We start from the raw sequence: 24,103 nt of genomic DNA, 5'->3' as shown, positions 1-24,103 counted from the left end.
ACAGCTACGCGGTCCCTGTGGGAGCTGGCTTGCCGGCGAAGGGCTGCGAAGCAGCCCCAAAAAACATCCCCATTTAAGCTACAATCCCGCCCTTGTCGTTCAGCACTGCTACAGGATCTTCCATGTCGGTTCCCTTCGTTCACCTGCGCGTCCACTCTGAATTCTCGCTGGTCGACGGCCTGGTGCGGATCAAGCCGCTGGCCAAGGCGCTGGCCGGGATGAACATGCCGGCGGTGGCGATCACCGACCAGAGCAACATGTGCTCGCTGGTCAAGTTCTACAAGACCGCCATGGGCGCCGGCATCAAGCCGATCTGCGGCGCCGACCTGTGGCTGGCCGCTGCCGACCCGGAAGCACCGCTGTCGCGTATCTGCCTCCTGGCCATGAACCCCAAGGGCTACCGCAATCTCACCGAGCTGATCTCGCGCGGCTGGACCGACGGCCAGCGTAACGGCCTGGTCATCCTCCAGCGTGAATGGATCGCCCCCGCCAGCGAGGGCCTGATCGCCCTTTCCGCAGGCAAGGAAGGCGATATCGGCATGGCCTTGCTGGCCGGCAAGGACGATGAAGCCGAGGCCCTGCTGCAAGACTGGATGGGCATGTTCCCCGAGCGCTTCTACGTCGAAGTGCAGCGCACCAACCGCGCCCGCGACGAGGAGTACGTGCACGCCGCCGTGGCGTTGGCCGACAAGTTCGGCGCTCCGCTGGTGGCAACCAACGATGTGCGCTTCATCAAGCAGTCCGACTTCGACGCCCACGAAACCCGCGTATGCATCGGTGAGGGGTGGACCCTCGACGACCCGCGTCGGCCAAGGATGTACAGCGACCAGCAGTACCTGAAGTCGGCCGAGGAAATGGCCGAGCTGTTCAGCGACCTGCCCGACGCCATCGCCAACACTGTCGAGATCGCCAAGCGCTGCAACATCCAGGTGCAGCTGGGCAAGTACTTCCTGCCCGACTTCCCCACGCCCAACGGCATGGGCATCGATGACTACCTGCGGCATGTGTCCCACGAAGGCCTGGAAGAGCGTCTGGCGGTGCTGTGGCCGAAAGAGACCACACCCAATTACGAAGAGAAGCGCCAGGTCTACCTGGACCGCCTGAAGTTCGAACTGGACATCATCATCCAGATGGGCTTCCCCGGTTACTTCCTGATCGTCATGGACTTCATCAAGTGGGCCAAGAACAACGACGTACCGGTTGGCCCGGGCCGAGGATCGGGTGCCGGCTCGCTGGTGGCGTACGTGCTGAAGATCACCGACCTCGACCCGCTGGCCTACGACCTGCTGTTCGAGCGCTTCCTCAACCCTGAACGTATTTCCATGCCCGACTTCGACGTCGACTTCTGCATGGATGGCCGTGACCGGGTGATCGACTACGTCGCCGAAGCCTATGGCCGCAACGCGGTCAGCCAGATCATCACCTTCGGTACCATGGCGGCGAAGGCGGTGGTGCGAGACGTGGCGCGGGTACAGGGCAAGTCCTACGGCCTGGCCGACCGCCTGTCGAAGATGATCCCCTTCGAAGTGGGCATGACCCTGGAGAAGGCCTACGAGCAGGAAGAGATCCTGCGTGACTTCCTCAAGGGCGACGAAGACGCCCGCGAGATCTGGGACATGGCCCTGAAGCTCGAGGGCGTGACGCGCGGTACCGGCAAGCACGCCGGTGGTGTGGTCATCGCCCCGACCAAGCTCACCGACTTCTCGCCGATCGCCTGTGACGAAGAGGGTGGCGGCCTGGTAACCCAGTTCGACAAGGATGACGTCGAGGCTGCCGGCCTGGTGAAGTTCGACTTCCTCGGCCTGCGGACCCTGACCATCATCAAGTGGGCGATGGAGATCATCAACCGCGAGCAGGCCAAGAAGAACCTGCCCGACGTCAACATCGACTTCATCCCGCTGGACGACCGCAAGACCTACGAGCTGTTGCAGAAGGCCGAAACCACGGCGGTGTTCCAGCTTGAATCGCGTGGCATGAAGGAGCTGATCAAGAAGCTCAAGCCCGACTGCCTGGAAGACCTGATCGCACTGGTGGCACTGTTCCGCCCGGGCCCGCTGCAATCGGGCATGGTGGACGACTTCATCAACCGCAAGCACGGTCGCGCCGAGCTGGCTTACCCGCACTCCGACTACCAGTACGAGGGCCTGAAACCGGTACTGGCACCGACCTACGGCATCATCCTGTACCAGGAGCAGGTGATGCAGATCGCCCAGGTCATGGCTGGCTATACCCTCGGCGGCGCCGACATGCTGCGCCGTGCGATGGGTAAGAAAAAGCCCGAGGAAATGGCCAAGCAGCGCGGTGGCTTCATCGAAGGCTGCGTGGCCAACAATATCGATGCGGATCTTGCGGGTAACATTTTCGACCTGGTAGAGAAGTTCGCCGGCTACGGCTTCAACAAATCCCACTCCGCCGCCTATGGCCTGGTGTCGTACCAGACCGCCTGGCTGAAAACCCACTACCCGGCGCCATTCATGGCTGCGGTGTTGTCGGCGGATATGCACAACACCGACAAGGTGGTGGTGCTGGTCGAGGAGGTGCGAAGCATGAAGCTGCGCCTCGACGCGCCGGACGTGAACTTCTCCGACTTCAAGTTCACCGTCAACAATGACGGGCGCATCGTCTACGGCCTGGGCGCCATCAAGGGCGTCGGCGAAGGCCCGGTGGAGGCGATCGTCGAGGCCCGCGCCCAGGGTGGCCCGTTCAAGGACCTGTTCGATTTCTGTGAGCGCATCGACCTCAAGCGGGTCAACAAGCGTACCCTCGACGCGCTGATCCGCAGTGGCGCGCTGGACCGTCTGGGCCCGCACTTCCATGACGAGATCAAGGCCTACCACGCCAACATCGACATCAACCGTGCAACCTTGCTCTCGGCGCTGGGCGAGGCCATCAAGGCTGCCGAGCAGGCCGCCCACACCGCCGACAGTGGCCACGTTGACCTGTTCGGCGGCATGTTCGAAGAGGCGGATGCCGACGTCTACGCCAACCACCGCAAGGTGCGTGAACTGACCCTCAAGGAACGCCTGAAGGGCGAGAAGGACACCCTCGGCCTGTACCTCACCGGCCACCCGATCGACGAGTACGAGACCGAGATCCGCCGCTTCGCCCGCCAGCGCATCATCGACCTCAAGCCGTCACGCGAAACCCAGACCATCGCCGGCATGATCATTGCCCTGCGGGTGATGAAGAACAAGAAGGGCGACAAGATGGGCTTCGTCACCCTGGATGACCGCTCCGGGCGCATCGAGGCGTCGCTGTTTGCCGATGCCTTCATGGCGGCACAGTCCTTGCTGCAGACCGATGCGATGGTGGTGGTCGAAGGCGAGGTCAGCAACGACGATTTCTCTGGTGGCCTGCGCCTGCGGGTGAAGCAGGTGATGACCATGGAGGATGCCCGCACCAAGCTGGCCGAGAGCCTGCGCCTGAAGGTGGCACACGAAGCGCTCAAGGGCGACCGGCTGAAGTGGCTGGGCGAGCTGATTACCCGCCATCGCGGCGCTTGCCCGATCACCCTCGAGTACACCGGCAGCGACGCCAAGGCCATGCTGCAGTTCGGCGAGCAGTGGGCGATCGACCCGGCCGATGGGCTGATTCAGGCGCTGCGTGACCAGTTCGGGCGTGAGAACGTCTTCCTGCAATATCGTTGAACCGACAAAAATTTAATCTCGACCTGAATGCGCCTGATCCCTTAAGGTAGGGCGCCAAACGGATCAACCGGCCGGCCGCCTGGCCGTAGACCCAAGACGGATGACTATGAACCCGAATTTTCTCGATTTCGAACAGCCGATTGCCGACCTGCAAGCCAAGATCGAAGGCCTGCGCCTGGTAGGCAACGACAACTCGCTGAACATCAGCGATGAAATTGCCCGTCTGCAAGACAAGAGCAACACCCTGACCGAAAGCATCTTCGGCAACCTGACCAGCTGGCAGATCGCCCGCCTGGCCCGTCATCCGCGTCGTCCTTACACCCTGGACTACCTGGAGCACATCTTCACCGAGTTCGAAGAGCTGCACGGCGACCGCCACTTCTCCGACGACGCTGCCATCGTCGGTGGTACCGCGCGCCTGGACGGCAAGCCGGTCATGGTCATCGGCCACCAGAAGGGCCGTGAAGTGCGCGAGAAGGTACGCCGCAACTTCGGCATGCCGCGCCCTGAAGGCTACCGCAAGGCCTGCCGCCTGATGGAAATGGCCGAGCGCTTCAAGATGCCAATCCTGACGTTCATCGACACCCCGGGCGCCTACCCGGGCATCGACGCCGAAGAGCGCAACCAGAGCGAGGCCATCGCCTGGAACCTGCGCGTGATGGCGCGTCTGAAAACCCCGATCATCGCCACCGTGATCGGTGAGGGTGGTTCCGGCGGTGCGCTGGCCATCGGCGTGTGCGACCAGTTGAACATGCTGCAGTACTCCACCTACTCGGTGATCTCGCCGGAAGGCTGTGCCTCGATCCTGTGGAAGACTGCCGACAAGGCAGCCGACGCAGCCGAGGCCATGGGCATCACTGCCGAGCGCCTGAAGAGCCTGAACATCGTCGACAAGGTCATCCAGGAGCCGCTGGGCGGCGCCCACCGTGACCCGGCGAAGATGTCGGAAAGCATCCGTGCCGACCTGGTACAGCAACTGGACATGCTCGGCAAGCTCGACCATGACGCGCTGCTGGCCCGCCGTTACGATCGCCTGATGAGCTACGGTCTCTGATTTTGATTTGCCCCGGGGGCCGCTTTGCGGCCCATTCGCCGGCAAGCCAGCTCCCACATTGTCCGCATTGACGCTGATCCTTGTGGGAGCCTGGCTTGCCGGCGAAAGGGGTGCAAAGCACCCCCGGCAATCTCAAGCCATGTGAGGCCCCAATGATCAACCTCACCCCCTGGCTCAACGCCCCCACCTGGTACATCGCCTTCTCCGGCGGCCTCGATTCCACCGTCCTCCTGCACCTGCTGGCCGACTACGCCCGCAATCACGCATCCCCTCCACTGCGCGCCATCCACGTCCACCACGGCCTGCAATCCGCCGCCGATGCCTGGCCCGCCCACTGCCAAACCGTCTGCGACAATCTCGGCATCGAACTCCAGGTCATCCACGTCCAGGTCACCCCCGGTGCCAGCCTCGAACAAGCCGCCCGCGACGCCCGCTATGCTGCCTTCAGGCAAGCCCTCGGCCCGGGTGACATCCTGTTCACCGGCCAGCACCGCGACGACCAGGCCGAAACCCTGCTGTTCCGCCTGCTGCGCGGCGCAGGCCTGCGTGGCCTGGCTGCAATGCCGGGGCAGCGGGCGCTAGGGCAGGGCAGCCTGGTCAGGCCATTGCTGGGCTGTTCCCGCCAGCAACTGCAGGACCATGCTCAGGCCAATGGGCTGGCCTGGATCGAAGATCCGTCAAACGCTGACACACAATTTGCCCGCAACTACCTGCGCAGCGAAGTGTTTCCGCTGCTTCAGCAACGTTGGCCGCAGGCCAGCCAGAACCTGGCCCGCGCCGCCGAGCACCTGGGCGAAGCCCAAGGCCTGCTGGACGAGCTGGCCCAGGACGACCTGGCGCTCGCCGGGGAGGGCGCGCCGGTGGCTTGGCCGGGGCTGGACTCCCTCGACCTGGCTACTCTGGTGGCGCTGTCGCCGGCCCGTCAGCGCAATACCCTGCAATACTGGCTGAGCCGCCGTACCCGCCTGCCCGACACCCGGCACTGGGCCGGCTGGGCCGACCTGCGCGATGCCGCCGCCGATGCCCAGCCCGCCTGGCGGCTTGCCGATGGGCAACTGCTGCGCAGTCATGGGCGCATCTGGTGGTTGAGCGGTGACTGGCTGCAGCTGCCCGTCGGCGAACTGGCCTGGGCCGATCCCGCCAAGCCTTTGCCGTTGCCGGGTAACGGCAGTGTGCGTCTTGTTGGCGCAGCGCCGCTGCACGGCTTGCGCATTGCCTACCGTCAGGGCGGTGAAGTGCTGGACCTCCCCGGCCGCGGCCGGCGCGACCTCAAGCGCCTGCTCAACGAGTTGCAGGTGCCGCTTTTCCTGCGCCCGCGCCTGCCACTGCTGTACCAGGGCGAGCGCCTGCTGGCGGTGGCCAACCTGCCCGGGCTGGTGCAGGCTGATTGCCAGCTGTCCTGGCAGTTGCCGACGAACGCGCAAGGTTTGAGCTGAAGGGTACATTCGGGTAGACTACCCTCCCTTCTTGATACAGCTTCTGTGGGTTCCGCGAAAACACAGGAGTTGCCGATTACCAAGCAGTTTTTTGCTGGGCTGATTCTGGAAATGACGAGCGAGCTCCATGCCGGGGATACCCCTGGTCTGTACAGACGCGGCAGTTTTTCGAGATGCACTGTGATTGACGCAGGTGATCGGGGGCTTCGGCCTTCCTTCGCTTTCTCCGGCGGCGCTGGCCGCCTTAACGCAGACTTCTAGGGTTTTTCATGACGCGCTACATATTCGTCACGGGCGGTGTTGTTTCTTCATTGGGGAAAGGCATTGCCTCGGCTTCCCTGGCGGCCATCCTGGAAGCGCGGGGCCTGAAGGTCACCATGCTCAAGCTGGATCCGTACATCAACGTCGATCCGGGCACCATGAGCCCGTTCCAGCACGGTGAAGTGTTCGTCACCCACGATGGCGCCGAGACCGACCTCGACCTGGGCCACTACGAGCGGTTCATCCGCACCACCATGACCCAGAACAACAACTTCACCACCGGCCGCATCTACGAGCACGTACTGCGCAAGGAGCGTCGTGGTGACTACCTGGGCGCGACCATCCAGGTCATCCCGCACATCACCGACGAAATCAAGCGTCGCATCATCAAGGGTGCCGGCGATGCCGACGTGGCCCTGGTGGAAATCGGCGGTACCGTGGGTGACATCGAGTCGCAGCCGTTCCTCGAGGCCATCCGCCAGCTGCGCGTCGAAGTGGGCTCCAAGCGCGCCATGCTGATGCACCTGACCCTGGTCCCGTACATCGCCACCGCTGGCGAGACCAAGACCAAGCCGACCCAGCACTCGGTCAAGGAGCTGCGCTCCATCGGCCTGCAGCCTGACGTGCTGATCTGCCGCTCCGACCACCCGGTCGATGCTTCGTCGCGTCGCAAGATCGCGCTGTTCACCAACGTTGAAGAGCGTGCGGTGATTTCGCTGGAAGACGTCGACACCATCTACAAGATCCCGGGCGTGCTGCACGCACAGGGCCTGGACGACTTCGTCGTCGAGCGTTTCGGCCTGCAGTGCAATGGCGCCGACCTGTCCGAGTGGGACAAGGTGGTCGATGCCAAGCTCAACCCCGAGCACGAAGTGACCATCGCCATGGTCGGCAAGTACATGGAGCTGCTGGATGCGTACAAGTCGCTGATCGAAGCGATGAGCCACGCCGGCATCACCAACCGCACCAAGGTCAACCTGCGCTACATCGACTCGGAAGACATCGAGAACCAGGGCACCAGCCTGCTCGAAGGCGCCGATGCCATCCTGGTACCGGGCGGTTTCGGCCTGCGCGGCGTGGAAGGCAAGATCACCGCGGTACAATACGCCCGTGAGAACAAGGTGCCGTACCTGGGTATCTGCCTGGGCATGCAGGTGGCCGTGATCGAATTCGCCCGTAACGTGATGGGCTGGAAAGACGCCAACTCCACCGAGTTCGACCGCAACAGCGGCCACCCGGTCGTCGGCCTGATCACCGAGTGGGCCGATGCCACCGGTGCCGTCGAAACCCGCAGCGAAGCCTCCGACCTGGGTGGCACCATGCGCCTGGGCGCACAGGACTGCCAGCTGGCCGCCGGCTCCAAGGTGCACGACTGCTACGGCAAGGACGTGATCACCGAGCGTCACCGTCACCGCTACGAAGTGAACAACAACCTGCTGCCACAACTGGTCGACGCCGGCTTGGTGGTTTCCGGCCGTTCCGAAGACGGTGCGCTGGTGGAAGTGGTCGAGTCCAAGGACCACCCATGGTTCGTCGCCTGCCAGTTCCACCCGGAATTCACCTCGACCCCGCGTGACGGCCACCCGCTGTTCAGCGGCTTCGTCAAGGCAGCCCTGGCTCAGAAGAACAAGGCCTGATCAATGACCCAGAAGATCATTCGCGTCGGTAACATCGAGATCGCCAACGACAAGCCGTTCGTCCTGTTCGGCGGCATGAACGTCCTGGAGTCCCGTGACCTGGCAATGAAGGTCTGCGAGGAATACGTGCGGGTGACCGAGAAGCTCGGTATCCCGTACGTGTTCAAGGCCAGCTTCGACAAGGCCAACCGTTCGTCGGTAACCTCGTACCGTGGCCCGGGCATGGAAGAGGGGCTGAAGATCTTCGAAGAGATCAAGCGCACCTTCAACGTGCCGGTCATCACCGACGTGCACGAGCCTTACCAGGCCGAGCCTGTAGCCAAGGTGTGCGACATCATCCAGCTGCCGGCCTTCCTGTCGCGGCAGACCGATCTGGTGGTGGCCATGGCCAAGACCGGCGCGGTGATCAACATCAAGAAGGCCCAGTTCCTCGCACCCCAGGAAATGAAGCACATCCTGACCAAGTGCGAGGAGGCCGGTAACGACCAGTTGATCCTCTGCGAGCGTGGTTCGAGCTTCGGCTACAACAACCTGGTGGTGGACATGCTCGGCTTCGGCATCATGAAGCAGTTCGAGTACCCGGTGTTCTTCGATGTGACCCACGCCCTGCAGATGCCGGGTGGTCGCGCCGATTCCGCCGGTGGTCGCCGCGCCCAGGTCACCGACCTGGCCAAGGCCGGCATGAGCCAGGGCCTGGCCGGGCTGTTCCTCGAAGCCCACCCCGATCCGGACAACGCCAAGTGCGATGGCCCATGCGCCCTGCGCCTGGACAAACTGGAGCCGTTCCTGGCCCAGCTCAAGCAACTGGACGACCTGGTGAAAAGTTTTCCGACGGTAGAAACCGCGTAAAGCTCGATTCTCGGGTAAAGTACCGTCCGATCCACCCCTGACCAGTCGGTCAGGGGTTCCCTTCACCCGGCCTGCCCACTGCAAGTCCGCCCGGTGAACGGCAAGAATTTCCTAAGCTAAGTTGTTTTCGTCAATTCTGGAGTGCTTACAACAATGGCAAAAATCGTCGACATCAAAGGTCGTGAAGTTCTCGATTCGCGTGGCAACCCCACCGTGGAAGCCGATGTACTGCTCGACAACGGCATCATCGGCAGCGCCTGCGCGCCGTCCGGTGCTTCCACTGGCTCGCGCGAAGCGCTGGAGCTGCGTGATGGCGACAAGAGCCGTTACCTGGGCAAGGGCGTGCTGAAGGCCGTTGCCAACATCAACGGCCCGATCCGTGACCTGCTGCTGGGCAAGGACCCTGCCGACCAGAAGGGCCTGGACCGCGCCATGATCGAACTGGACGGTACCGAGAACAAGGCCAAGCTGGGCGCCAACGCCATCCTGGCCGTTTCCCTGGCTGCCGCCAAGGCCGCTGCCCAGGACCAGGACCTGCCGCTGTACGCGCACATCGCCAACCTGAACGGCACCCCGGGCCAGTACTCGATGCCGGTACCGATGATGAACATCATCAACGGTGGCGAGCACGCCGACAACAACGTCGACATCCAGGAGTTCATGGTTCAGCCAGTTGGCGCCAAGACCTTCTCCGACGGCCTGCGCATGGGTACCGAAATCTTCCACCACCTCAAAGCCGTGCTGAAGGCCCGTGGCCTGAACACCGCCGTTGGTGACGAGGGTGGTTTCGCCCCTAACCTGGCTTCCAACGAAGACGCCCTGGGCGCCATCGCCGAAGCCGTCGAGAAAGCCGGCTACAAGCTGGGCACCGACGTGACCCTGGCCCTGGACTGCGCGGCTTCCGAGTTCTACGAAGACGGCAAGTACAACCTGTCTGGCGAAGGTAAGTCGTTCAACGCCGAAGGCTTTGCCGAGTACCTGAAAGGCCTGACCGAGCGCTTCCCGATCATCTCGATCGAAGACGGCCTGGACGAGTCCGACTGGGCTGGCTGGAAGATCCTCACCGACAAGATCGGCACCAAGGTGCAGCTGGTTGGCGACGACCTGTTCGTGACCAACACCAAGATCCTCAAGGAAGGCATCGAGAAGGGCATCGGTAACTCGATCCTGATCAAGTTCAACCAGATCGGCTCGCTGACCGAAACCCTGGAAGCCATCCAGATGGCCAAGGCTGCTGGCTACACCGCGGTGATTTCGCACCGTTCCGGTGAAACCGAAGACTCGACCATTGCCGACCTGGCCGTGGGTACTGCTGCTGGCCAGATCAAGACTGGTTCGCTGTGCCGTTCCGACCGCGTTTCCAAGTACAACCAGCTGCTGCGCATCGAAGAGCAACTGGGTGCCAAAGCGGTTTACCGCGGTCGTGCCGAGTTTCGCGGCTAAGCAAGAGATGGTAAAAAGACAGCAGCCGGAGTTGTAGGAACGTTCGTACTGTTCTTTCCTACATTCCAACGGGTTTCTGTCGACGAAGCCTGGCCTCGGCCAGGCTTCGTGCTATTCGAGGCCCCGAAGTAAAAAGTACCCGGCAGCCTTTTTAACCTGGATAACGTGATGCGCAGTCCCTATTGGTTGTTCCTCGTCCTGCTCCTGCTGCTGGGTGGCCTGCAGTACCGCCTGTGGGTGGGTAATGGCAGCCTGGCGCAAGTGACCGAGCTGAAGCAGCAGATTGCCGAGCAGCATGCCGAAAACGAGCGCTTGCTCGAGCGCAACCGCGTGCTCGATGCCGAAGTGCTGGAGCTGAAAAAAGGCATGGAGACCGTTGAAGAGCGGGCTCGCCACGAATTGGGGATGGTCAAAGAGGGCGAAACCCTCTTCCAGTTGCCACAGAAATGATCGAAACCTTACCGGCCTTCTGGGCCGTGATCCCTGCTGCGGGCGTAGGTGCCCGCATGGCTGCCGACCGCCCCAAGCAGTACCTGGAGCTGGCCGGGCAGACCATTCTCGAGCACAGCCTCGACTGTTTTCTTGGCCACCCGATGCTCAAGGGCGTGGTGGTCAGCATTGCCGAAGGTGACCCGTACTGGCCTCGCCTGCGCTGCGCCAGCGACCCGCGCATCCAGCGCGCCGCAGGTGGCCGCGAGCGTGCCGACTCGGTGCTCAATGCCTTGCTGATGCTGCATGCCCAAGGGGCGGCGGACAGCGACTGGGTGCTGGTGCATGATGCCGCGCGACCGAACCTGGCGCGCAGCGATCTGGACAAGCTGTTGTCGGAGCTGGCGGGCGACCCGGTGGGTGGCCTGCTGGCGGTGCCGGCGCGCGATACCCTCAAGCGGGCCGATGCCGGTGGTCGGGTGGGCGCTACCGTCGACCGCAGCACCATCTGGCAGGCCTATACGCCGCAGATGTTCCGCCTTGGAGCGTTGCATCGGGCGCTGGCCGAGTGCCTGGTGTCGGATGTGCTGGTAACCGACGAGTCCTCCGCCATCGAATGGTCCGGCCAGGCGCCGCGGCTGGTCGAAGGGCGCAGCGACAACATCAAGGTGACCCGGCCGGAAGACCTGGAGTGGTTGCGCCAGCGTTGGGCAGGGCGCCGCTGAGGCTTTGACCAGTGCTGGTTTCTTCGCGGGCATGCCCGCTCCCACAGGTACAGCGCATACCTTCAGGTTGGCGCTGTACCTGTGGGAGCGGGCGAGCCCGCGAAGAGGCCGGCACAGCCAACACACCCCTTCAGCCTTGCCGATACTCCGGCAGCCCCGCCAACCCTTCCTTCAGGTAATCCACCAGCCGCCGTACCTTCGGCGACAGGTGCCGCTGCTGCGGATACAGCGCCCACACCGCGGTATTCGGTGGCTGGTGCGCCTCCAGCAACGACACCAGCGCACCACTGTTCAAGTGCTCCAGCACGTAATAATCCGGCAACTGGCACAACCCCATCCCCTGCAGCGCCGCGTCCAGCACCGCCTGCCCGCTGTTGCAACGCCAGTTGCCTTGGACTCGTTGGCTGATCTCGCGGCCGTCCTGCTGCAGCGCCCACAAATCCGAGCTGCCCACCAGGCAATTGTGCCGCGCCAGTTCCGACAGGCTGTGTGGCCGACCGTAACGTTCCAGGTAGGCCGGCGAAGCGCACAGGTACATGCGCCGGGGCGCCAGGCGGGTTGCCACCAGTCGTGAGTCGGCCAGCCGGCCCAGGCGGATGGCCAGGTCCATGCCTTCATGCACCAGGTCGAGGGTGTGGTTGCTCAGTTCCACATCCACCCGCAACTGCGGGTACAGCGCCATGAACCGTGTCACCAGTGGCACGATGAAGCGCTCGCCATAGGCCACCGCGCAGGTCATGCGCAGCAACCCCTTGGGCTCGCTGGCCAGGTCACCCATGGCGCGCAGGGCTTCCTCGCGGCCATCCTGCAGGCGCTGGCAGTGCTGCAGGAATGTCTGCCCGGCCTCGCTCAGGGTCACCCGCCGGGTACTGCGGTACAGCAGGCGCGTCTGCAGCCGTTCCTCCAGCCGGGCGATCTGCCGGCTGATGTGCGACGAGGAAACCCCCAGGCGCTCGGCGGCCGCGGTGAACTGGCCCGACTCGGCCACGGCGACGAACTCGTCGATGCCTTCCCAGCGGCTGCTCATTGATTATCCCTGTATGGCAATAATGTTTTGTCTTTGGCCGGATTATTCATCAAAAGGCGGTGAATTACACTGCCAAACTGAATCGACCCTCTGTCTGGAGACCTTTGATGATCAAGTCCCGTGCTGCCGTAGCCTTCGAAGCCAAGAAACCCCTGGAAATCGTCGAAGTCGACGTGGCCATGCCCAAGGCCGGTGAAGTGCTGCTGCGCGTGGTCGCCAGCGGTGTCTGCCACACCGACGCCTACACCCTGTCGGGCGCCGACCCGGAGGGCATCTTCCCGTCGATCCTCGGCCACGAAGGTGGCGCGATCGTCGAGGCGGTAGGCGAGGGCGTCACCTCGGTCGCCGTCGGTGACCACGTCATCCCGCTGTACACCCCGGAATGCGGCAAGTGCAAGTTCTGCCTCTCGGGCAAGACCAACCTGTGCCAGGCCATCCGCGCCACCCAGGGCAAGGGCCTGATGCCGGACGGCACCACGCGCTTCTCCTACAAAGGCCAGCAACTGTTCCACTACATGGGTACCTCGACCTTCTCCGAGTACACCGTGCTGCCGGAAATCTCCGTGGCCAAGATCCAGAAAGAAGCGCCGCTGGAAAAGGTCTGTCTGCTGGGTTGTGGCGTCACCACCGGTATCGGCGCGGTGCTCAACACCGCCAAGGTCAAGCCGGGTGACACCGTGGCCATCTTCGGCCTGGGCGGCATCGGCCTGTCGGCAGTGATCGGTGCGGTCAAGGCCAAGGCGTCGCGCATCATTGCCATCGACATCAACCCGGCCAAGTTCGAAATCGCCCGCCAGCTGGGTGCCACCGACTGCATCAACCCGAAAGACTACGACCGCCCGATCCAGGAAGTGATCGTCGACCTCACCGACGGCGGCGTGGACTTCTCCTTTGAGTGCATCGGCAACGTGCAGCTGATGCGTGCTGCGCTGGAATGCTGTCACAAGGGCTGGGGTGAGTCGGTGATCATCGGCGTGGCCGGTGCCGGCCAGGAAATCGCCACTCGTCCGTTCCAGCTGGTCACCGGCCGCGTATGGCGTGGTTCGGCGTTCGGTGGCGTACGTGGCCGCAGCGAGCTGCCAAGCTACGTGGAAATGTCCGAGAAGGGCGAGATCCCGCTGGATACCTTCATCACCCACACCATGGGTCTGGAAGACATCAACAAGGCCTTCGACCTGATGCACGAAGGCAAGAGCATTCGCAGCGTGATCCACTTCTGAGGTTTGCCATGAGCCTGGATAACATCTCCTGCCAGAAGAGCTTCGGCGGCTGGCACAAGCGTTACCGGCATCACTCCAAGGTGCTGGGCTGCGACATGGTGTTCGCCGTCTACCTGCCGCCGCAGGCCGAACAGGGCGAGAAGCTGCCGGTGCTGTACTGGCTCAGCGGCCTCACCTGCACCGACGAGAACTTCATGCAGAAGGCCGGCGCCCAGCGCTTGGCCGCGGAGCTTGGGTTGATCATCGTCGCCCCCGACACCAGCCCGCGTGGCGAGCAGGTGCCGGGCGACCCGGACGGTGCCTGGGACTTCGGCCTGGGTGCCGGCTTCTACCTCAATGCCACTCAGCAGCCCTGGGCCCAGCACTACCGCATGCACGACTATGTGGTGGAGGAGTTGCCCGCGTTGATCGAGGCGCACTTCCCGGCTTCGGGCGAGCGCAGCATCAGTGGCCACTCCATGGGTGGGCATGGCGCGCTGGTGTGCGCCTTGCGCAACCCGGGGCGCTACCGCTCGGTGTCGGCGTTCTCGCCGATCAGCAACCCGATGGATTGCCCGTGGGGCGAGAAAGCCTTCAGCCGCTACCTGGGTGAAGACCGTGCACGCTGGCGCGAGTGGGATGCCAGCGTGCTGCTGGCCGAGACCCCGGCCGGCGAATGCCCGCCGTTGCTGGTGGACCAGGGCGACCGCGACGACTTCCTCGAGAAGCAGCTCAAGCCTGAAGCCCTGGAGCAGGCGGCACGCAAAGGTGGGCATGAACTGAACTTGCGCCTGCAGCCTGGCTATGACCACAGCTACTACTTCATCGCCAGCTTCATCGAGGAGCACCTGCGTCATCATGCGGTGGCCTTGGGGCGGATGTAAGGCGTAGCTGTGGTGCTTGCTTCATCGCTGGCAAGCCAGCTCCCACCTCGACCGCATGGACCTCGGGCCCTGTGCCGTACCTGTGGGAGCTGGCTTGCCGGCGATGGGCTGCGAAGCAGCCCCAATGCCTCAAAAGCAGGTAGAATCACGCCCTGACTCATTCAGGGCGTTTTTCTATGCGTATTGGCCACGGCTACGATGTGCACCGTTTCTGCGACGGTGATTTCATTACCCTGGGCGGGGTGCGTATCCCCCACAAATACGGCCTCCTGGCCCACTCCGATGGCGACGTGCTGCTGCACGCCCTGAGCGATGCCTTGCTTGGCGCGGCGGCGCTGGGTGACATCGGCAAACACTTCCCCGACACCGATCCGCAGTTCAAGGGCGCCGACAGCCGGGTGTTGCTGCGCCATGTGGTCGGCATCGTCCAGGCCAAGGGCTGGAAGGTCGGCAACATCGACGCCACCATCGTCGCCCAGGCGCCGAAGATGGCCCCGCACATCGAGACCATGCGCAAGCTGATCGCCGAAGACCTGCAGGTCGAACTCGACCAGGTCAACGTCAAGGCTACCACCACCGAGAAGCTCGGCTTCACCGGCCGCGAGGAGGGCATCGCCGTGCATTCGGTAGCCCTGCTGCTGCCAGCATGACCGAACTGGAACTGTTGGGCCCGCGCGCATCGGGCGAACCACTGGGTACCGCTGTCCTCAAGGCGGTGGCCGAGGATTTCCAGGTCGACGAAGTGCTGGACATCCCCCTCTCGGGCCAGGGCGAACACCTGTGGCTGTGGGTCGAGAAGCGTGACCTGAACACCGAAGAGGCGGCCCGCCGCCTGGCCCGTGCCGCTGGGGTGCCGGTGCGCACGATCAGCTACGCCGGCCTCAAGGACCGCCAGGCCCTGACCCGCCAGTGGTTCAGCCTGCACCTGCCAGGCAAGGCCGACCCGGACCTGTCGCGTGCCGAGGATGCCAGCCTGCGTGTGCTCAAGCAGGTTCGCCACCAGCGCAAGCTGCAGCGCGGTGCGCATTCGGCCAACGGCTTCACGCTGCGCCTGACTGCCCTGGCTGCCGATCACCAGGCGGTGGATGCGCGCCTGGAACAGCTCAAGCAGCACGGTGTGCCGAATTATTTCGGCACCCAGCGCTTCGGCCACGGTGGCGGCAACGTTCACGACGCTCTCGATTGGGCCGCACGCAAGGCCCTGCCTGAACAGCGCAACGTGCGTTCGCGGTTGCTCTCGGCCGGACGCAGCTACCTGTTCAACCAGGTGCTGGCAGCCCGTGTTGCCGACGGCAGCTGGGCGCGTGCGCAGGTGGGCGACCTGTTGGCGTTCACCACGAGTCGTAGCTTCTTTCCTGCTGGGGAGTCGGAATGTTCCGATCCTCGGCTGGCGATCCTTGACCTGCATCCGACCGGCCCGCTGTGGGGGGCAGGCGATTCGCCGGCAACGGGGAGTACTGCGCAACAAGAGGATGCGATCGCCGCACGGCAGCCGGCACTTTGCCAGTGGCTGGCCTTGGCGGGCATGGATCACGAACGACGCATTCTGCGGCTCCCTATTGGCGGTCTTACGTGGCATTATCCGGAGCCTGATATCCTGCAACTGGAATTCGTCCTTCCGGCCGGATGCTTCGCCACCGTGGTGGTGCGCGAAGTCGTGGATCTGGTGTCGGCGGGGCAGACGGACAGCTCATGCGTATTCTGATTTCGAACGACGACGGTGTTACCGCACCCGGCATCGCCGCGCTGCACGCTGCGCTGGCGGATTACGCCGAGTGCGTGGTTATTGCCCCGGATCAAGACAAGAGCGGCGCCAGCAGTTCGCTGACGCTGGACCGGCCACTGCATCCGCAGACCTTGGCCAATGGCTTCATCAGCCTCAACGGCACGCCGACCGACTGCGTGCACCTGGGGCTCAATGGGCTGTTGCCACAGGCGCCGGACATGGTCGTGTCGGGGATCAACCTCGGTGCCAACCTGGGCGACGACGTGCTCTATTCGGGCACGGTCGCGGCCGCGTTGGAAGGTCGTTTCCTTGGCGGTACCTCGCTGGCGTTTTCGCTGTTGTCGCGCCAGCCGGACAACCTGCCAACCGCGGCCCATATCGCCCGCCGCCTGGTCGAGGCGCAGTCGCGCCTGGCCTTGCCGCCGCGCACCGTGCTCAACGTCAACATCCCCAACCTGCCGCTGGAGCACATTCGTGGCATCCAGCTCACCCGCCTCGGTCACCGGGCGCGGGCGGCGGCGCCGACCAAGGTGGTCAACCCGCGCGGCAAGGAAGGCTACTGGATCGCCGTGGCCGGGGATGCCGAGGACGGTGGCCCGGGTACCGACTTCCACGCGGTGATGCAAGGCTATGTATCGATCACTCCGCTGCAGCTCGACCGCACCTTCAGTGATGCCTTCGAGCAGCTCGACGGTTGGCTGGAGGGCCTGCTCTGATGCGCGAGGACGATATGCTGCGGCGTGGCATCGGCATGACCTCCCAGCGTACCCGGGAGCGGCTGATCCAGCGCCTGTGCGAGGAGGGCGTTTCGAACACCAAGGTGCTCGACGTGATCCGTCGTACCCCGCGCCACCTGTTCGTCGACGAGGCGCTGGCGCATCGCGCCTACGAAGACACCGCGCTGCCGATCGGCCACAACCAGACCATCTCGCAACCGTTCATGGTTGCCCACATGAGCGAGCTGCTGCTCGAGGCCGGGCCGCTGGACAAGGTGCTGGAGATCGGTACCGGCTCGGGCTACCAGACGGCAATCCTGGCTCAGTTGGTCGAGCGTGTGTTCTCGGTGGAACGCATCAAGGTGTTGCAGGACCGGGCCAAGGAGCGCCTGGTGGAACTGAACCTGCGCAACGTGGTGTTCCGCTGGGGCGACGGTTGCGAAGGCTGGCCGGCGCTGGCGCCGTACAACGGCATCATCGTCACCGCCGTGGCGCCGGAAGTGCCGCAGGCATTGCTCGACCAGCTGGCGCCCGGTGGCCGTATGGTGATCCCGGTGGGGCCAGCCGGCGAAACCCAGCAGCTGATGCTGATCGTGCGCGAGGAGCATGGATTCTCCCGCCGCGTGCTGGGGGCAGTGCGCTTCGTACCGCTGCTCAACGGCCCGCTGGCCTGAACACTGCTGGTTCGAGCCGCGCGATATTTTTGCGCCAGCACCGAATTCTTGCAGCAACGCCCTGTCTATCTGGCGGGGTGAAGCGCTAGCGCACAGCGTGTGCCATGGCTTTGCAGCAGTCTTTCACCAACCCTGCCAATGCGGGCGGGCTTGGTTATAATTGCAATAATATTGCATTTCTTGTCTTCATATCGTTTTCGGCACCATGAGGGGAGCGCGGGTGGGTCACACAGTCATTCGGCAGCGCAAGGACGGGTCGGGTTTCACGCTTCTGGTGATTGCACTGGCCATGGGCACGCTACTGGTGGGTTGCTCGAGCACCAGCAGCAACAGCGCGCGGGTGGTCGACCGCAATAACACCGTGCCCAAGCGCCCGGCGGTAACCACCGGGCAGTACATCGTCAAGCCTGGCGATACGCTGTTCTCCATCGCCTTCCGTTATGGCTGGGACTACAAGGAACTGGCTGCGCGCAACGGCATCGCGGCGCCTTACACCATTCGCCCGGGGCAAGCGATTCGTTTCAGCAGCGGCTCTACGGGCAGCACCACGGTGGTGTCCAGCCCGTCGTCGTCGAGCAAGACCACGGTCATCCGGCGGCCTGTGGGAAGTACCAGCACACCGCCTGCCAGCACCAGCAAACCGGCCACGCCGGCAGCCTCCAGCAGCGCCCCGGTGGTCGCCACGGTGCCTGCCGCGGAGCGCGCGGTAGGCGGCTGGACCTGGCCTGCCAATGGCGTGCTGATTGGAAAATTCGCTTCAAACGGTAGTTTGAATAAAGGCATTGATATCGCCGGTGATTTGGGACAGCCTGTTTTTGCTGCGTCTGATGGTGCAGTGGTGTATGCCGGGAGTGGCTTGAGGGGCTACGGCGAACTGATCATCATCAAGCACAGCGATACCTACGTCAGTGCCTACGGCCATAACCGCAGGCTGTTGGTTCGGGAGGGGCAGCAGGTCAAGGCAGGGCAGTCGATTGCTGAAATGGGGTCCACGGGCACAGATCGGGTGAAGCTGCATTTCGAGATTCGCCGCCAGGGCAAACCCGTCGATCCGCTCCAGTTCCTGCCACGTCGTTGACCGTTGTACCCGGCCTGTTCCTGTGATGTAGAGGGGACAGGCTCCAGCGCTGCCAGGGAGATAGGTGCCGCTCGAGTCTGAGTTCGAACTCAGCAAAGGACTATAACAATGGCTCTCAGTAAAGAAGTGCCGGAGTTTGACATCGACGATGACCTGCTTCTGATGGAGACGGGTATCGTTTTGGAAACGGATGTGGTGTCAGACGAACCTGCTGTATCTTCGGTTCGGACGAGGGCCAAGTCGGGCTCTTCGCTCAAGCAACACAAGTATATCGATTACAGCCGGGCGCTCGATGCCACCCAGTTGTATCTCAACGAGATCGGATTCTCGCCTCTGCTTTCGCCGGAAGAGGAAGTGCATTTTGCGCGCCTGTCGCAAAAGGGCGACCCTGCCGGCCGCAAGCGCATGATCGAAAGCAACCTGCGCCTGGTTGTAAAAATTGCCCGTCGTTACGTGAACCGCGGCCTGTCGCTGCTCGACCTGATCGAGGAGGGCAACCTGGGGCTGATCCGTGCCGTCGAGAAGTTCGACCCGGAGCGTGGTTTCCGGTTCTCGACCTATGCGACCTGGTGGATTCGCCAGACCATAGAGCGGGCGATCATGAACCAGACCCGCACCATTCGCCTGCCGATCCACGTGGTCAAGGAACTGAACGTCTACCTGCGCGCTGCGCGCGAGCTGACCCAGAAACTGGACCACGAACCCTCGCCAGAAGAAATCGCCACGCTGCTGGAGAAACCGGTCGCCGAGGTCAAGCGCATGCTGGGCCTGAACGAGCGGGTGTCTTCGGTGGACGTGTCGCTCGGCCCGGACTCAGACAAGACCCTGCTCGATACCCTGACCGACGACCGCCCGACCGACCCGTGCGAACTGCTGCAGGATGACGATCTGTCGCAGAGCATCGACCAATGGCTGGGCGAGTTGACCGACAAGCAGCGTGAAGTGGTGGTGCGCCGCTTTGGCCTGCGCGGGCATGAAAGCAGTACGCTGGAAGATGTCGGCCTGGAGATTGGCCTGACCCGTGAGCGGGTGCGGCAGATCCAGGTCGAGGGGCTCAAGCGTTTGCGTGAGATCCTCGAGAAGAACGGCCTGTCCAGTGAGTCGTTGTTCCAGTAGCGGAAGCCTGCAATACAAAGCGCCCCGATGATTTCGGGGCGTTTTTGTATGTTTCGATCAGAGGTGCCCATTCAGAATTGCCGGGGGCGCTTTGCGCCCCTTTCGCGACACAAGGCCGCTCCCACAGGTATTTCATCGCCTTTGGATGCACCACTATCCTGTGGGAGCGGCCTTGTGTCGCGAAAGGGCTGCAAAGCAGCCCCAAAACATTATGTACTGCGCTACCCCAGTAACATCGCGTGTAAGCCTTTGCTTACTTGTTTTGTAAGCCTTCTATGTACGCTTCAGTAAATCATTGTCGTATCCAGATCCTGCGTTTTCCCAACTCATTGAAAAACCTGGCTTATTCAGCTGTGAGGAAATGTGTCACCTGCAACACCCTGTGAGGTTTAGCGGTTGCCCGCCCGGCTCAAGTCGCTAGTATTCGAACTGTGCACAGGGACATGCACAGGCTTTCAGGAGGAAAGCCAGGGACGTCGCAAGAGGCGATTTCATCAGGATGATGTTTGGGACAAGCAGGGACTACGGAAAAAATGTGGGCGGGTCAAACCGCCCCTTTTTTTTGCCCGCAGAAAACAAAAAAAGGCCCCAAGGGGCCTTTTTCGTGTCCGGACGCTATCAGCGCTCCAGGTCTGCAATCTTGCCAGTCTTGCCATCCCACTCTTCAGCGTCCGGCAGGGCGTCCTTACGCTCGGTGATGTTCGGCCAGATTTCCGCCAGTTCGGCGTTCAGCTCGATGAAGTTCTCCATGCCCGCAGGCACTTCGTCTTCCGAGAAGATGGCTTGCGCTGGGCATTCCGGCTCGCACAGGGCGCAGTCGATGCACTCGTCCGGGTGGATGACCAGGAAGTTCGGGCCTTCGTAGAAGCAGTCCACCGGGCAGACTTCCACGCAGTCGGTGTATTTGCATTTGATGCAGTTGTCGGTGACGACGAAGGTCATTTCTAATTCTCTCCTCAGGCGACGGCGGCGGCCCTTCCTCTCAGGGCCGCGCGGTTTGCGGGCATGTGGCTGCAGGCCAGGCTAATAACCTGCAGCACCAGCAAACCGCGGCGGATTCTACCAGCTTGTAGTGGGCGCCGTTATAACAGGTTCTTTAGTTGATATAGCATTTCGATAGCTTGACGCGGGGTCATGTCGTCCAGCTGCAGCTTGCCCAGCTTCTCGATGGCCGGGTGTGGCAGGCTGGCGAACAGGTCGCTCTGGTGCGGGACCTGTGGCACGTCCTTGGCCTTTTGGGCCGGGGGCTGTTCATGCGCCAGGCTGGTGGTTTCCAGCCTTGCCAGGTGTTCACGGGCACGCTGGATGACGGCCGTCGGCACGCCGGCCAGCTGCGCCACGGCCAGGCCGTAGCTCTGGCTGGCAGGGCCAGGCAGCACGTGGTGCAGGAACACGATGCGTTCGTTGTGCTCGGTGGCGTTCAGGTGCACGTTGGCCACCAGCGGCTCGCTTTCCGGCAGCACGGTGAGCTCGAAGTAGTGCGTGGCGAACAGCGTGTAGGCACGCAGCTGGGCCAGGCGCTCGGCGGCGGCCCAGGCCAGCGACAGGCCGTCGAAGGTACTGGTGCCACGGCCCACTTCGTCCATCAGCACCAGGCTGCGGTCGGTGGCGTTGTGCAGGATGTTGGCGGTTTCGCTCATCTCGACCATGAAGGTCGAGCGGCCGCCGGCCAGGTCGTCGCTGGAGCCGATGCGGGTGAAGATGCGGTCGACCAGCGACAGCTCGCAGCTGGCTGCCGGCACGAAGCTGCCGATATGCGCCAGCAGCACGATCAGGGCGGTCTGGCGCATGTAGGTGGACTTACCGCCCATGTTCGGGCCGGTGATGATCAGCATGCGTGTGCTGTTGTCCAGGCCCAGGTCGTTGGCCACGAACGGCGTGGTCAATACCTGTTCCACCACAGGGTGGCGGCCCTGCTCGATGCGCAGGCACGGCTCGTCGACGAAGCGCGGGCAGTTCAGGTCCAGGTTCAGTGCACGTTCGGCCAGGTTGCTGAGCACGTCCAGTTCGGCCAGGGCGGCGGCGCTGTCCTGCAGCGGTGCCAGGTGGCTGATCAAGGTTTCCAGCAGGGCGTCGTAGAGCATCTTTTCGCGGGCCAGGGCGCGGCTCTTGGCCGACAGGGCCTTGTCCTCGAACGCCTTCAGCTCCGGGGTGATGAAGCGCTCGGCGCCTTTCAGGGTCTGGCGGCGGATGTAGTCGCCCGGGGCCTGCTCGGCCTGCTTGGTCGGCAGCTCGATGAAGTAGCCATGCACCCGGTTGTAGCCGACCTTGAGGTTGGCCAGGCCGGTGCGGGCCTTTTCCCGGGCTTCCAGGTCGATCAGGAACTGGCCGGCGTTCTCGCTGATCGCCAGCAGCTCGTCCAGTTCGTTGTCATAACCGGCCTTGAGCACGCCGCCATCGCGGATCACCGCCGGCGGGTTGTCGATGATCGCCCGCTCCAGCAGGCTGGCCAGTTCGGGGTAGGTGCCGGTAATGGCGGCCAGGCGTGCCAGGTGCGGCGCCTCAAGCTCGGCCATGGCGTTCTGCAGCTCGGGCAGCGCGCCCAGGGCATCGCGCAGGCGAGCCAGGTCGCGTGGGCGGGCGTTGCGCAGGCCGATACGGGCGAGAATCCGCTCGATATCGCCGATTTCCTTGAGCTGCGGCTGCAGCTTCTCGAAGCGGTAGCCGTCGAGCAGGCAGCGGATCGAATCCTGGCGTGCCTGCAGCACCTTGAGGTCGCGCAACGGGCGGTTCAACCAGCGGCTCAGCAATCGGCTGGCCATGGCGGTCTGGCAGCGGTCGATCACCGACTGCAGGGTGTTGTCACGGCCGCCGGCCAGGTTGATGTCCAGCTCCAGGTTGCGGCGGCTGGCGCCGTCGAGGATGACCGTGTCGTCCAGGCGTTCGTGGCGCAGGCTGCGCAGGTGCGGCAGGGCGGTGCGCTGGGTTTCCTTGGCATAGATCAGCAGGCAACCGGCGGCGCCGATGGCCAGGGTCAGCTTGTCGCAGCCAAAGCCCTTGAGGTCCTTGGTCGCGAACTGCTGGCACAGGGCCTTGCGCGCCGAGTCGCGGTCGAAGTCCCATGGCGCACGGCGACGGGCGCCCGGGCGTTTCTCGGCAGGCAGGTCGCGCGGCCAGTCGTCGGGGATCAGCAGCTCGACCGGGTTCAGGCGCTCGAGCTCGGCCAGCAGGTTTTCCCAGCCCTTGATCTCCTGCACGCTGAAGTTGCCACTGGTGATGTCCAGTACGGCCAGGCCGAACAGGCGCTCGTCCCCGAGCAGCGCGGCAATCAGGTTGTCGCGACGCTCGTCGAGCAGGGCCTCGTCGCTGACCGTACCCGGGGTGATGATGCGCACCACCTGGCGTTCCACCGGGCCCTTGCTGGTGGCGGGGTCGCCAATCTGCTCGCAGATCACCACCGATTCGCCGAGCTTGACCAGCTTGGCCAGGTAGCCTTCCAGCGAATGGAACGGAATCCCGCACATGGGGATGGACTGGCCGGCCGACTGACCGCGCGCGGTCAGGGTGATGTCCAGCAGCTTTGCGGCTTTTTTCGCATCGTCGTAGAAGATCTCGTAGAAGTCGCCCATGCGGTAGAACATCAGCTGGTCCGGGTGCTGGTTCTTCAGCTTCCAGTACTGCTGCATCATCGGGGTGTGTGCGGAGAAATCGGAAATTGCTTTATTCATCAAAGGCTTAGAAAGTAGGTCTCAATATTGTGGGGCAAATTGGGGCGTTCTGTGTTGCACGCGCGACGCCGAGACCCACCGGATTTTCAAGCCGCATAGGTTAACACGGCTACCCGGCAGGCTGTACCTGCAAGTCCGGCGAGTGTGCAGGGATGCACTGAGGCATGTTGACAGAAGCGCAACTGGGCCGAGCACCGTCGCTCACCGATGAAGAATATCTGGCGTAGTGTGCTGCGGCTGAATTTCTGATTGGGTGTGGACTTGAGGTGCATGCCTTGAGCGGTTTGGCGCCTGTGAGATCGAGCGCCGCCCGCGCGGCGCATCGCCGGCAAGCCGGCTCCCACATCTGTTTCGGGCCAGTCATGCCTGTGAGTCCTCCGCTGCCCGCCTTGTTTGCCCGACTCGATATTGAGGCGATACCCAAGGGTCGCGCGCCGCTGCCCCAGGAGTAATTGGCCCGAAACAGATGTGGGAGCCGGCTTGCCGGCGATGCGCCGCGCGGGCGGCGCTCGATCTCATGGGCGATAAAAATCC

Annotated in this window: 19 protein-coding genes; 16 read left to right on the top strand and 3 right to left on the bottom strand. The window is 63.4% G+C overall.

Going from position 1 to position 24,103, the window contains the following annotated elements; translation table 11 throughout:
* Positions 1–122 precede the first annotated feature (122 nt).
* From dnaE to ispD, 8 genes are all read left to right on the top strand, one after another.
* Positions 123–3,647, top strand: a complete 3,525-nt coding sequence (gene dnaE, locus CAG34_RS26205; RefSeq protein ID WP_085593288.1) for a DNA polymerase III subunit alpha — start codon at positions 123–125, stop codon at positions 3,645–3,647.
* Between the two features lie 106 nt (positions 3,648–3,753).
* Positions 3,754–4,701 (top strand): acetyl-CoA carboxylase carboxyl transferase subunit alpha, encoded by a 948-nt coding sequence (gene accA, locus CAG34_RS26200; protein ID WP_015269200.1) that lies wholly within the window; start codon positions 3,754–3,756, stop codon positions 4,699–4,701.
* 152 nt (positions 4,702–4,853) lie between these two features.
* Positions 4,854–6,137 (top strand): tRNA lysidine(34) synthetase TilS, encoded by a 1,284-nt coding sequence (gene tilS, locus CAG34_RS26195; RefSeq protein WP_085593286.1) that lies wholly within the window; start codon positions 4,854–4,856, stop codon positions 6,135–6,137.
* Between the two features lie 269 nt (positions 6,138–6,406).
* Positions 6,407–8,035 (top strand): CTP synthase, encoded by a 1,629-nt coding sequence (locus CAG34_RS26190; protein WP_025337984.1) that lies wholly within the window; start codon positions 6,407–6,409, stop codon positions 8,033–8,035.
* Positions 8,036–8,038: 3 nt separating this feature from the next.
* Positions 8,039–8,884: a 3-deoxy-8-phosphooctulonate synthase gene (kdsA, locus tag CAG34_RS26185; protein ID WP_025337985.1), complete on the top strand. Its 846-nt coding sequence runs from the start codon at positions 8,039–8,041 to the stop codon at positions 8,882–8,884.
* A gap of 153 nt (positions 8,885–9,037) precedes the next feature.
* Positions 9,038–10,327 (top strand): phosphopyruvate hydratase, encoded by a 1,290-nt coding sequence (eno, locus tag CAG34_RS26180; RefSeq protein ID WP_085593284.1) that lies wholly within the window; start codon positions 9,038–9,040, stop codon positions 10,325–10,327.
* Between the two features lie 168 nt (positions 10,328–10,495).
* Complete coding sequence (gene ftsB / locus CAG34_RS26175; RefSeq protein ID WP_004375443.1) at positions 10,496–10,777, top strand: cell division protein FtsB; 282 nt, start codon at positions 10,496–10,498, stop codon at positions 10,775–10,777.
* On the top strand, positions 10,774–11,481 hold the full coding sequence (ispD, locus tag CAG34_RS26170) for a 2-C-methyl-D-erythritol 4-phosphate cytidylyltransferase (RefSeq protein WP_085593282.1): 708 nt from the start codon (positions 10,774–10,776) through the stop codon (positions 11,479–11,481). The genes ftsB and ispD overlap by 4 nt, the downstream gene beginning before the upstream one ends.
* A gap of 130 nt (positions 11,482–11,611) precedes the next feature.
* On the opposite strand, the gene CAG34_RS26160 is transcribed toward ispD, so the two are convergent.
* Positions 11,612–12,508: a LysR substrate-binding domain-containing protein gene (locus tag CAG34_RS26160; RefSeq protein WP_025337988.1), complete on the bottom strand. Its 897-nt coding sequence runs from the start codon at positions 12,506–12,508 to the stop codon at positions 11,612–11,614.
* Positions 12,509–12,615: 107 nt separating this feature from the next.
* Between CAG34_RS26160 and CAG34_RS26155 the strand changes: the two genes are divergently transcribed.
* The 8 genes from CAG34_RS26155 (at position 12,616) to rpoS (ending at position 19,901) form a co-directional block, all read left to right on the top strand.
* Positions 12,616–13,728 (top strand): S-(hydroxymethyl)glutathione dehydrogenase/class III alcohol dehydrogenase, encoded by a 1,113-nt coding sequence (locus tag CAG34_RS26155; protein ID WP_016712915.1) that lies wholly within the window; start codon positions 12,616–12,618, stop codon positions 13,726–13,728.
* 8 nt (positions 13,729–13,736) lie between these two features.
* Positions 13,737–14,591: an S-formylglutathione hydrolase gene (fghA, locus tag CAG34_RS26150; RefSeq protein ID WP_085593280.1), complete on the top strand. Its 855-nt coding sequence runs from the start codon at positions 13,737–13,739 to the stop codon at positions 14,589–14,591.
* 176 nt (positions 14,592–14,767) lie between these two features.
* A complete protein-coding gene (gene ispF / locus CAG34_RS26145; RefSeq protein WP_015269207.1) occupies positions 14,768–15,241 on the top strand; it encodes a 2-C-methyl-D-erythritol 2,4-cyclodiphosphate synthase in 474 nt (157 codons plus the stop codon).
* Entirely contained in the window at positions 15,238–16,296 is a 1,059-nt protein-coding gene (truD, locus tag CAG34_RS26140; RefSeq protein WP_085593278.1) for a tRNA pseudouridine(13) synthase TruD, read from the top strand. Before ispF ends, truD begins: the two co-directional genes overlap by 4 nt.
* Positions 16,284–17,033 carry a 5'/3'-nucleotidase SurE gene (surE, locus tag CAG34_RS26135; protein WP_025337991.1) on the top strand — a complete coding sequence of 250 codons (750 nt, stop codon included), beginning with the start codon at positions 16,284–16,286 and terminating at the stop codon, positions 17,031–17,033. The genes truD and surE overlap by 13 nt, the downstream gene beginning before the upstream one ends.
* A gap of 35 nt (positions 17,034–17,068) precedes the next feature.
* On the top strand, positions 17,069–17,707 hold the full coding sequence (locus CAG34_RS26130; RefSeq protein WP_015269209.1) for a protein-L-isoaspartate(D-aspartate) O-methyltransferase: 639 nt from the start codon (positions 17,069–17,071) through the stop codon (positions 17,705–17,707).
* A 220-nt stretch (positions 17,708–17,927) separates the two neighbouring features.
* On the top strand, positions 17,928–18,785 hold the full coding sequence (locus tag CAG34_RS26125; protein ID WP_084785063.1) for a peptidoglycan DD-metalloendopeptidase family protein: 858 nt from the start codon (positions 17,928–17,930) through the stop codon (positions 18,783–18,785).
* 108 nt (positions 18,786–18,893) lie between these two features.
* Positions 18,894–19,901 carry an RNA polymerase sigma factor RpoS gene (gene rpoS, locus CAG34_RS26120; RefSeq protein WP_013971277.1) on the top strand — a complete coding sequence of 336 codons (1,008 nt, stop codon included), beginning with the start codon at positions 18,894–18,896 and terminating at the stop codon, positions 19,899–19,901.
* Positions 19,902–20,519: 618 nt separating this feature from the next.
* On the opposite strand, the gene fdxA is transcribed toward rpoS, so the two are convergent.
* Together fdxA and mutS are read right to left on the bottom strand one after the other, a co-directional pair.
* Positions 20,520–20,843, bottom strand: a complete 324-nt coding sequence (gene fdxA, locus CAG34_RS26115) for a ferredoxin FdxA (protein ID WP_004375459.1) — start codon at positions 20,841–20,843, stop codon at positions 20,520–20,522.
* Between the two features lie 140 nt (positions 20,844–20,983).
* Positions 20,984–23,557 carry a DNA mismatch repair protein MutS gene (mutS, locus tag CAG34_RS26110; protein ID WP_178080901.1) on the bottom strand — a complete coding sequence of 858 codons (2,574 nt, stop codon included), beginning with the start codon at positions 23,555–23,557 and terminating at the stop codon, positions 20,984–20,986.
* Between the last annotated feature and the right edge of the window lie 546 nt (positions 23,558–24,103).

The sequence above is a fragment of the Pseudomonas sp. B14(2017) genome (assembly GCF_002113255.1).
GTDB classification, from domain to species: domain Bacteria; phylum Pseudomonadota; class Gammaproteobacteria; order Pseudomonadales; family Pseudomonadaceae; genus Aquipseudomonas; species Aquipseudomonas putida_Z.
Note: the sequence above shows the minus strand (reverse complement) of the source record. Positions and strands in the feature narration are given on the sequence as shown.

Coding starts and splice junctions, on each gene's coding strand:
- rpoS (WP_013971277.1), top strand. CDS start 18,894: ATGGCTCTCAGTAAAGAAGTGCCGGAGTTTGACATCGACGATGACCTG.
- CAG34_RS26160 (WP_025337988.1), bottom strand. CDS start 12,508: ATGAGCAGCCGCTGGGAAGGCATCGACGAGTTCGTCGCCGTGGCCGAG.
- surE (WP_025337991.1), top strand. CDS start 16,284: ATGCGTATTCTGATTTCGAACGACGACGGTGTTACCGCACCCGGCATC.
- tilS (WP_085593286.1), top strand. CDS start 4,854: ATGATCAACCTCACCCCCTGGCTCAACGCCCCCACCTGGTACATCGCC.
- kdsA (WP_025337985.1), top strand. CDS start 8,039: ATGACCCAGAAGATCATTCGCGTCGGTAACATCGAGATCGCCAACGAC.
- CAG34_RS26130 (WP_015269209.1), top strand. CDS start 17,069: ATGACCTCCCAGCGTACCCGGGAGCGGCTGATCCAGCGCCTGTGCGAG.
- eno (WP_085593284.1), top strand. CDS start 9,038: ATGGCAAAAATCGTCGACATCAAAGGTCGTGAAGTTCTCGATTCGCGT.
- CAG34_RS26155 (WP_016712915.1), top strand. CDS start 12,616: ATGATCAAGTCCCGTGCTGCCGTAGCCTTCGAAGCCAAGAAACCCCTG.
- CAG34_RS26190 (WP_025337984.1), top strand. CDS start 6,407: ATGACGCGCTACATATTCGTCACGGGCGGTGTTGTTTCTTCATTGGGG.
- truD (WP_085593278.1), top strand. CDS start 15,238: ATGACCGAACTGGAACTGTTGGGCCCGCGCGCATCGGGCGAACCACTG.
- fdxA (WP_004375459.1), bottom strand. CDS start 20,843: ATGACCTTCGTCGTCACCGACAACTGCATCAAATGCAAATACACCGAC.
- accA (WP_015269200.1), top strand. CDS start 3,754: ATGAACCCGAATTTTCTCGATTTCGAACAGCCGATTGCCGACCTGCAA.
- dnaE (WP_085593288.1), top strand. CDS start 123: ATGTCGGTTCCCTTCGTTCACCTGCGCGTCCACTCTGAATTCTCGCTG.
- ispF (WP_015269207.1), top strand. CDS start 14,768: ATGCGTATTGGCCACGGCTACGATGTGCACCGTTTCTGCGACGGTGAT.
- ispD (WP_085593282.1), top strand. CDS start 10,774: ATGATCGAAACCTTACCGGCCTTCTGGGCCGTGATCCCTGCTGCGGGC.
- ftsB (WP_004375443.1), top strand. CDS start 10,496: ATGCGCAGTCCCTATTGGTTGTTCCTCGTCCTGCTCCTGCTGCTGGGT.
- fghA (WP_085593280.1), top strand. CDS start 13,737: ATGAGCCTGGATAACATCTCCTGCCAGAAGAGCTTCGGCGGCTGGCAC.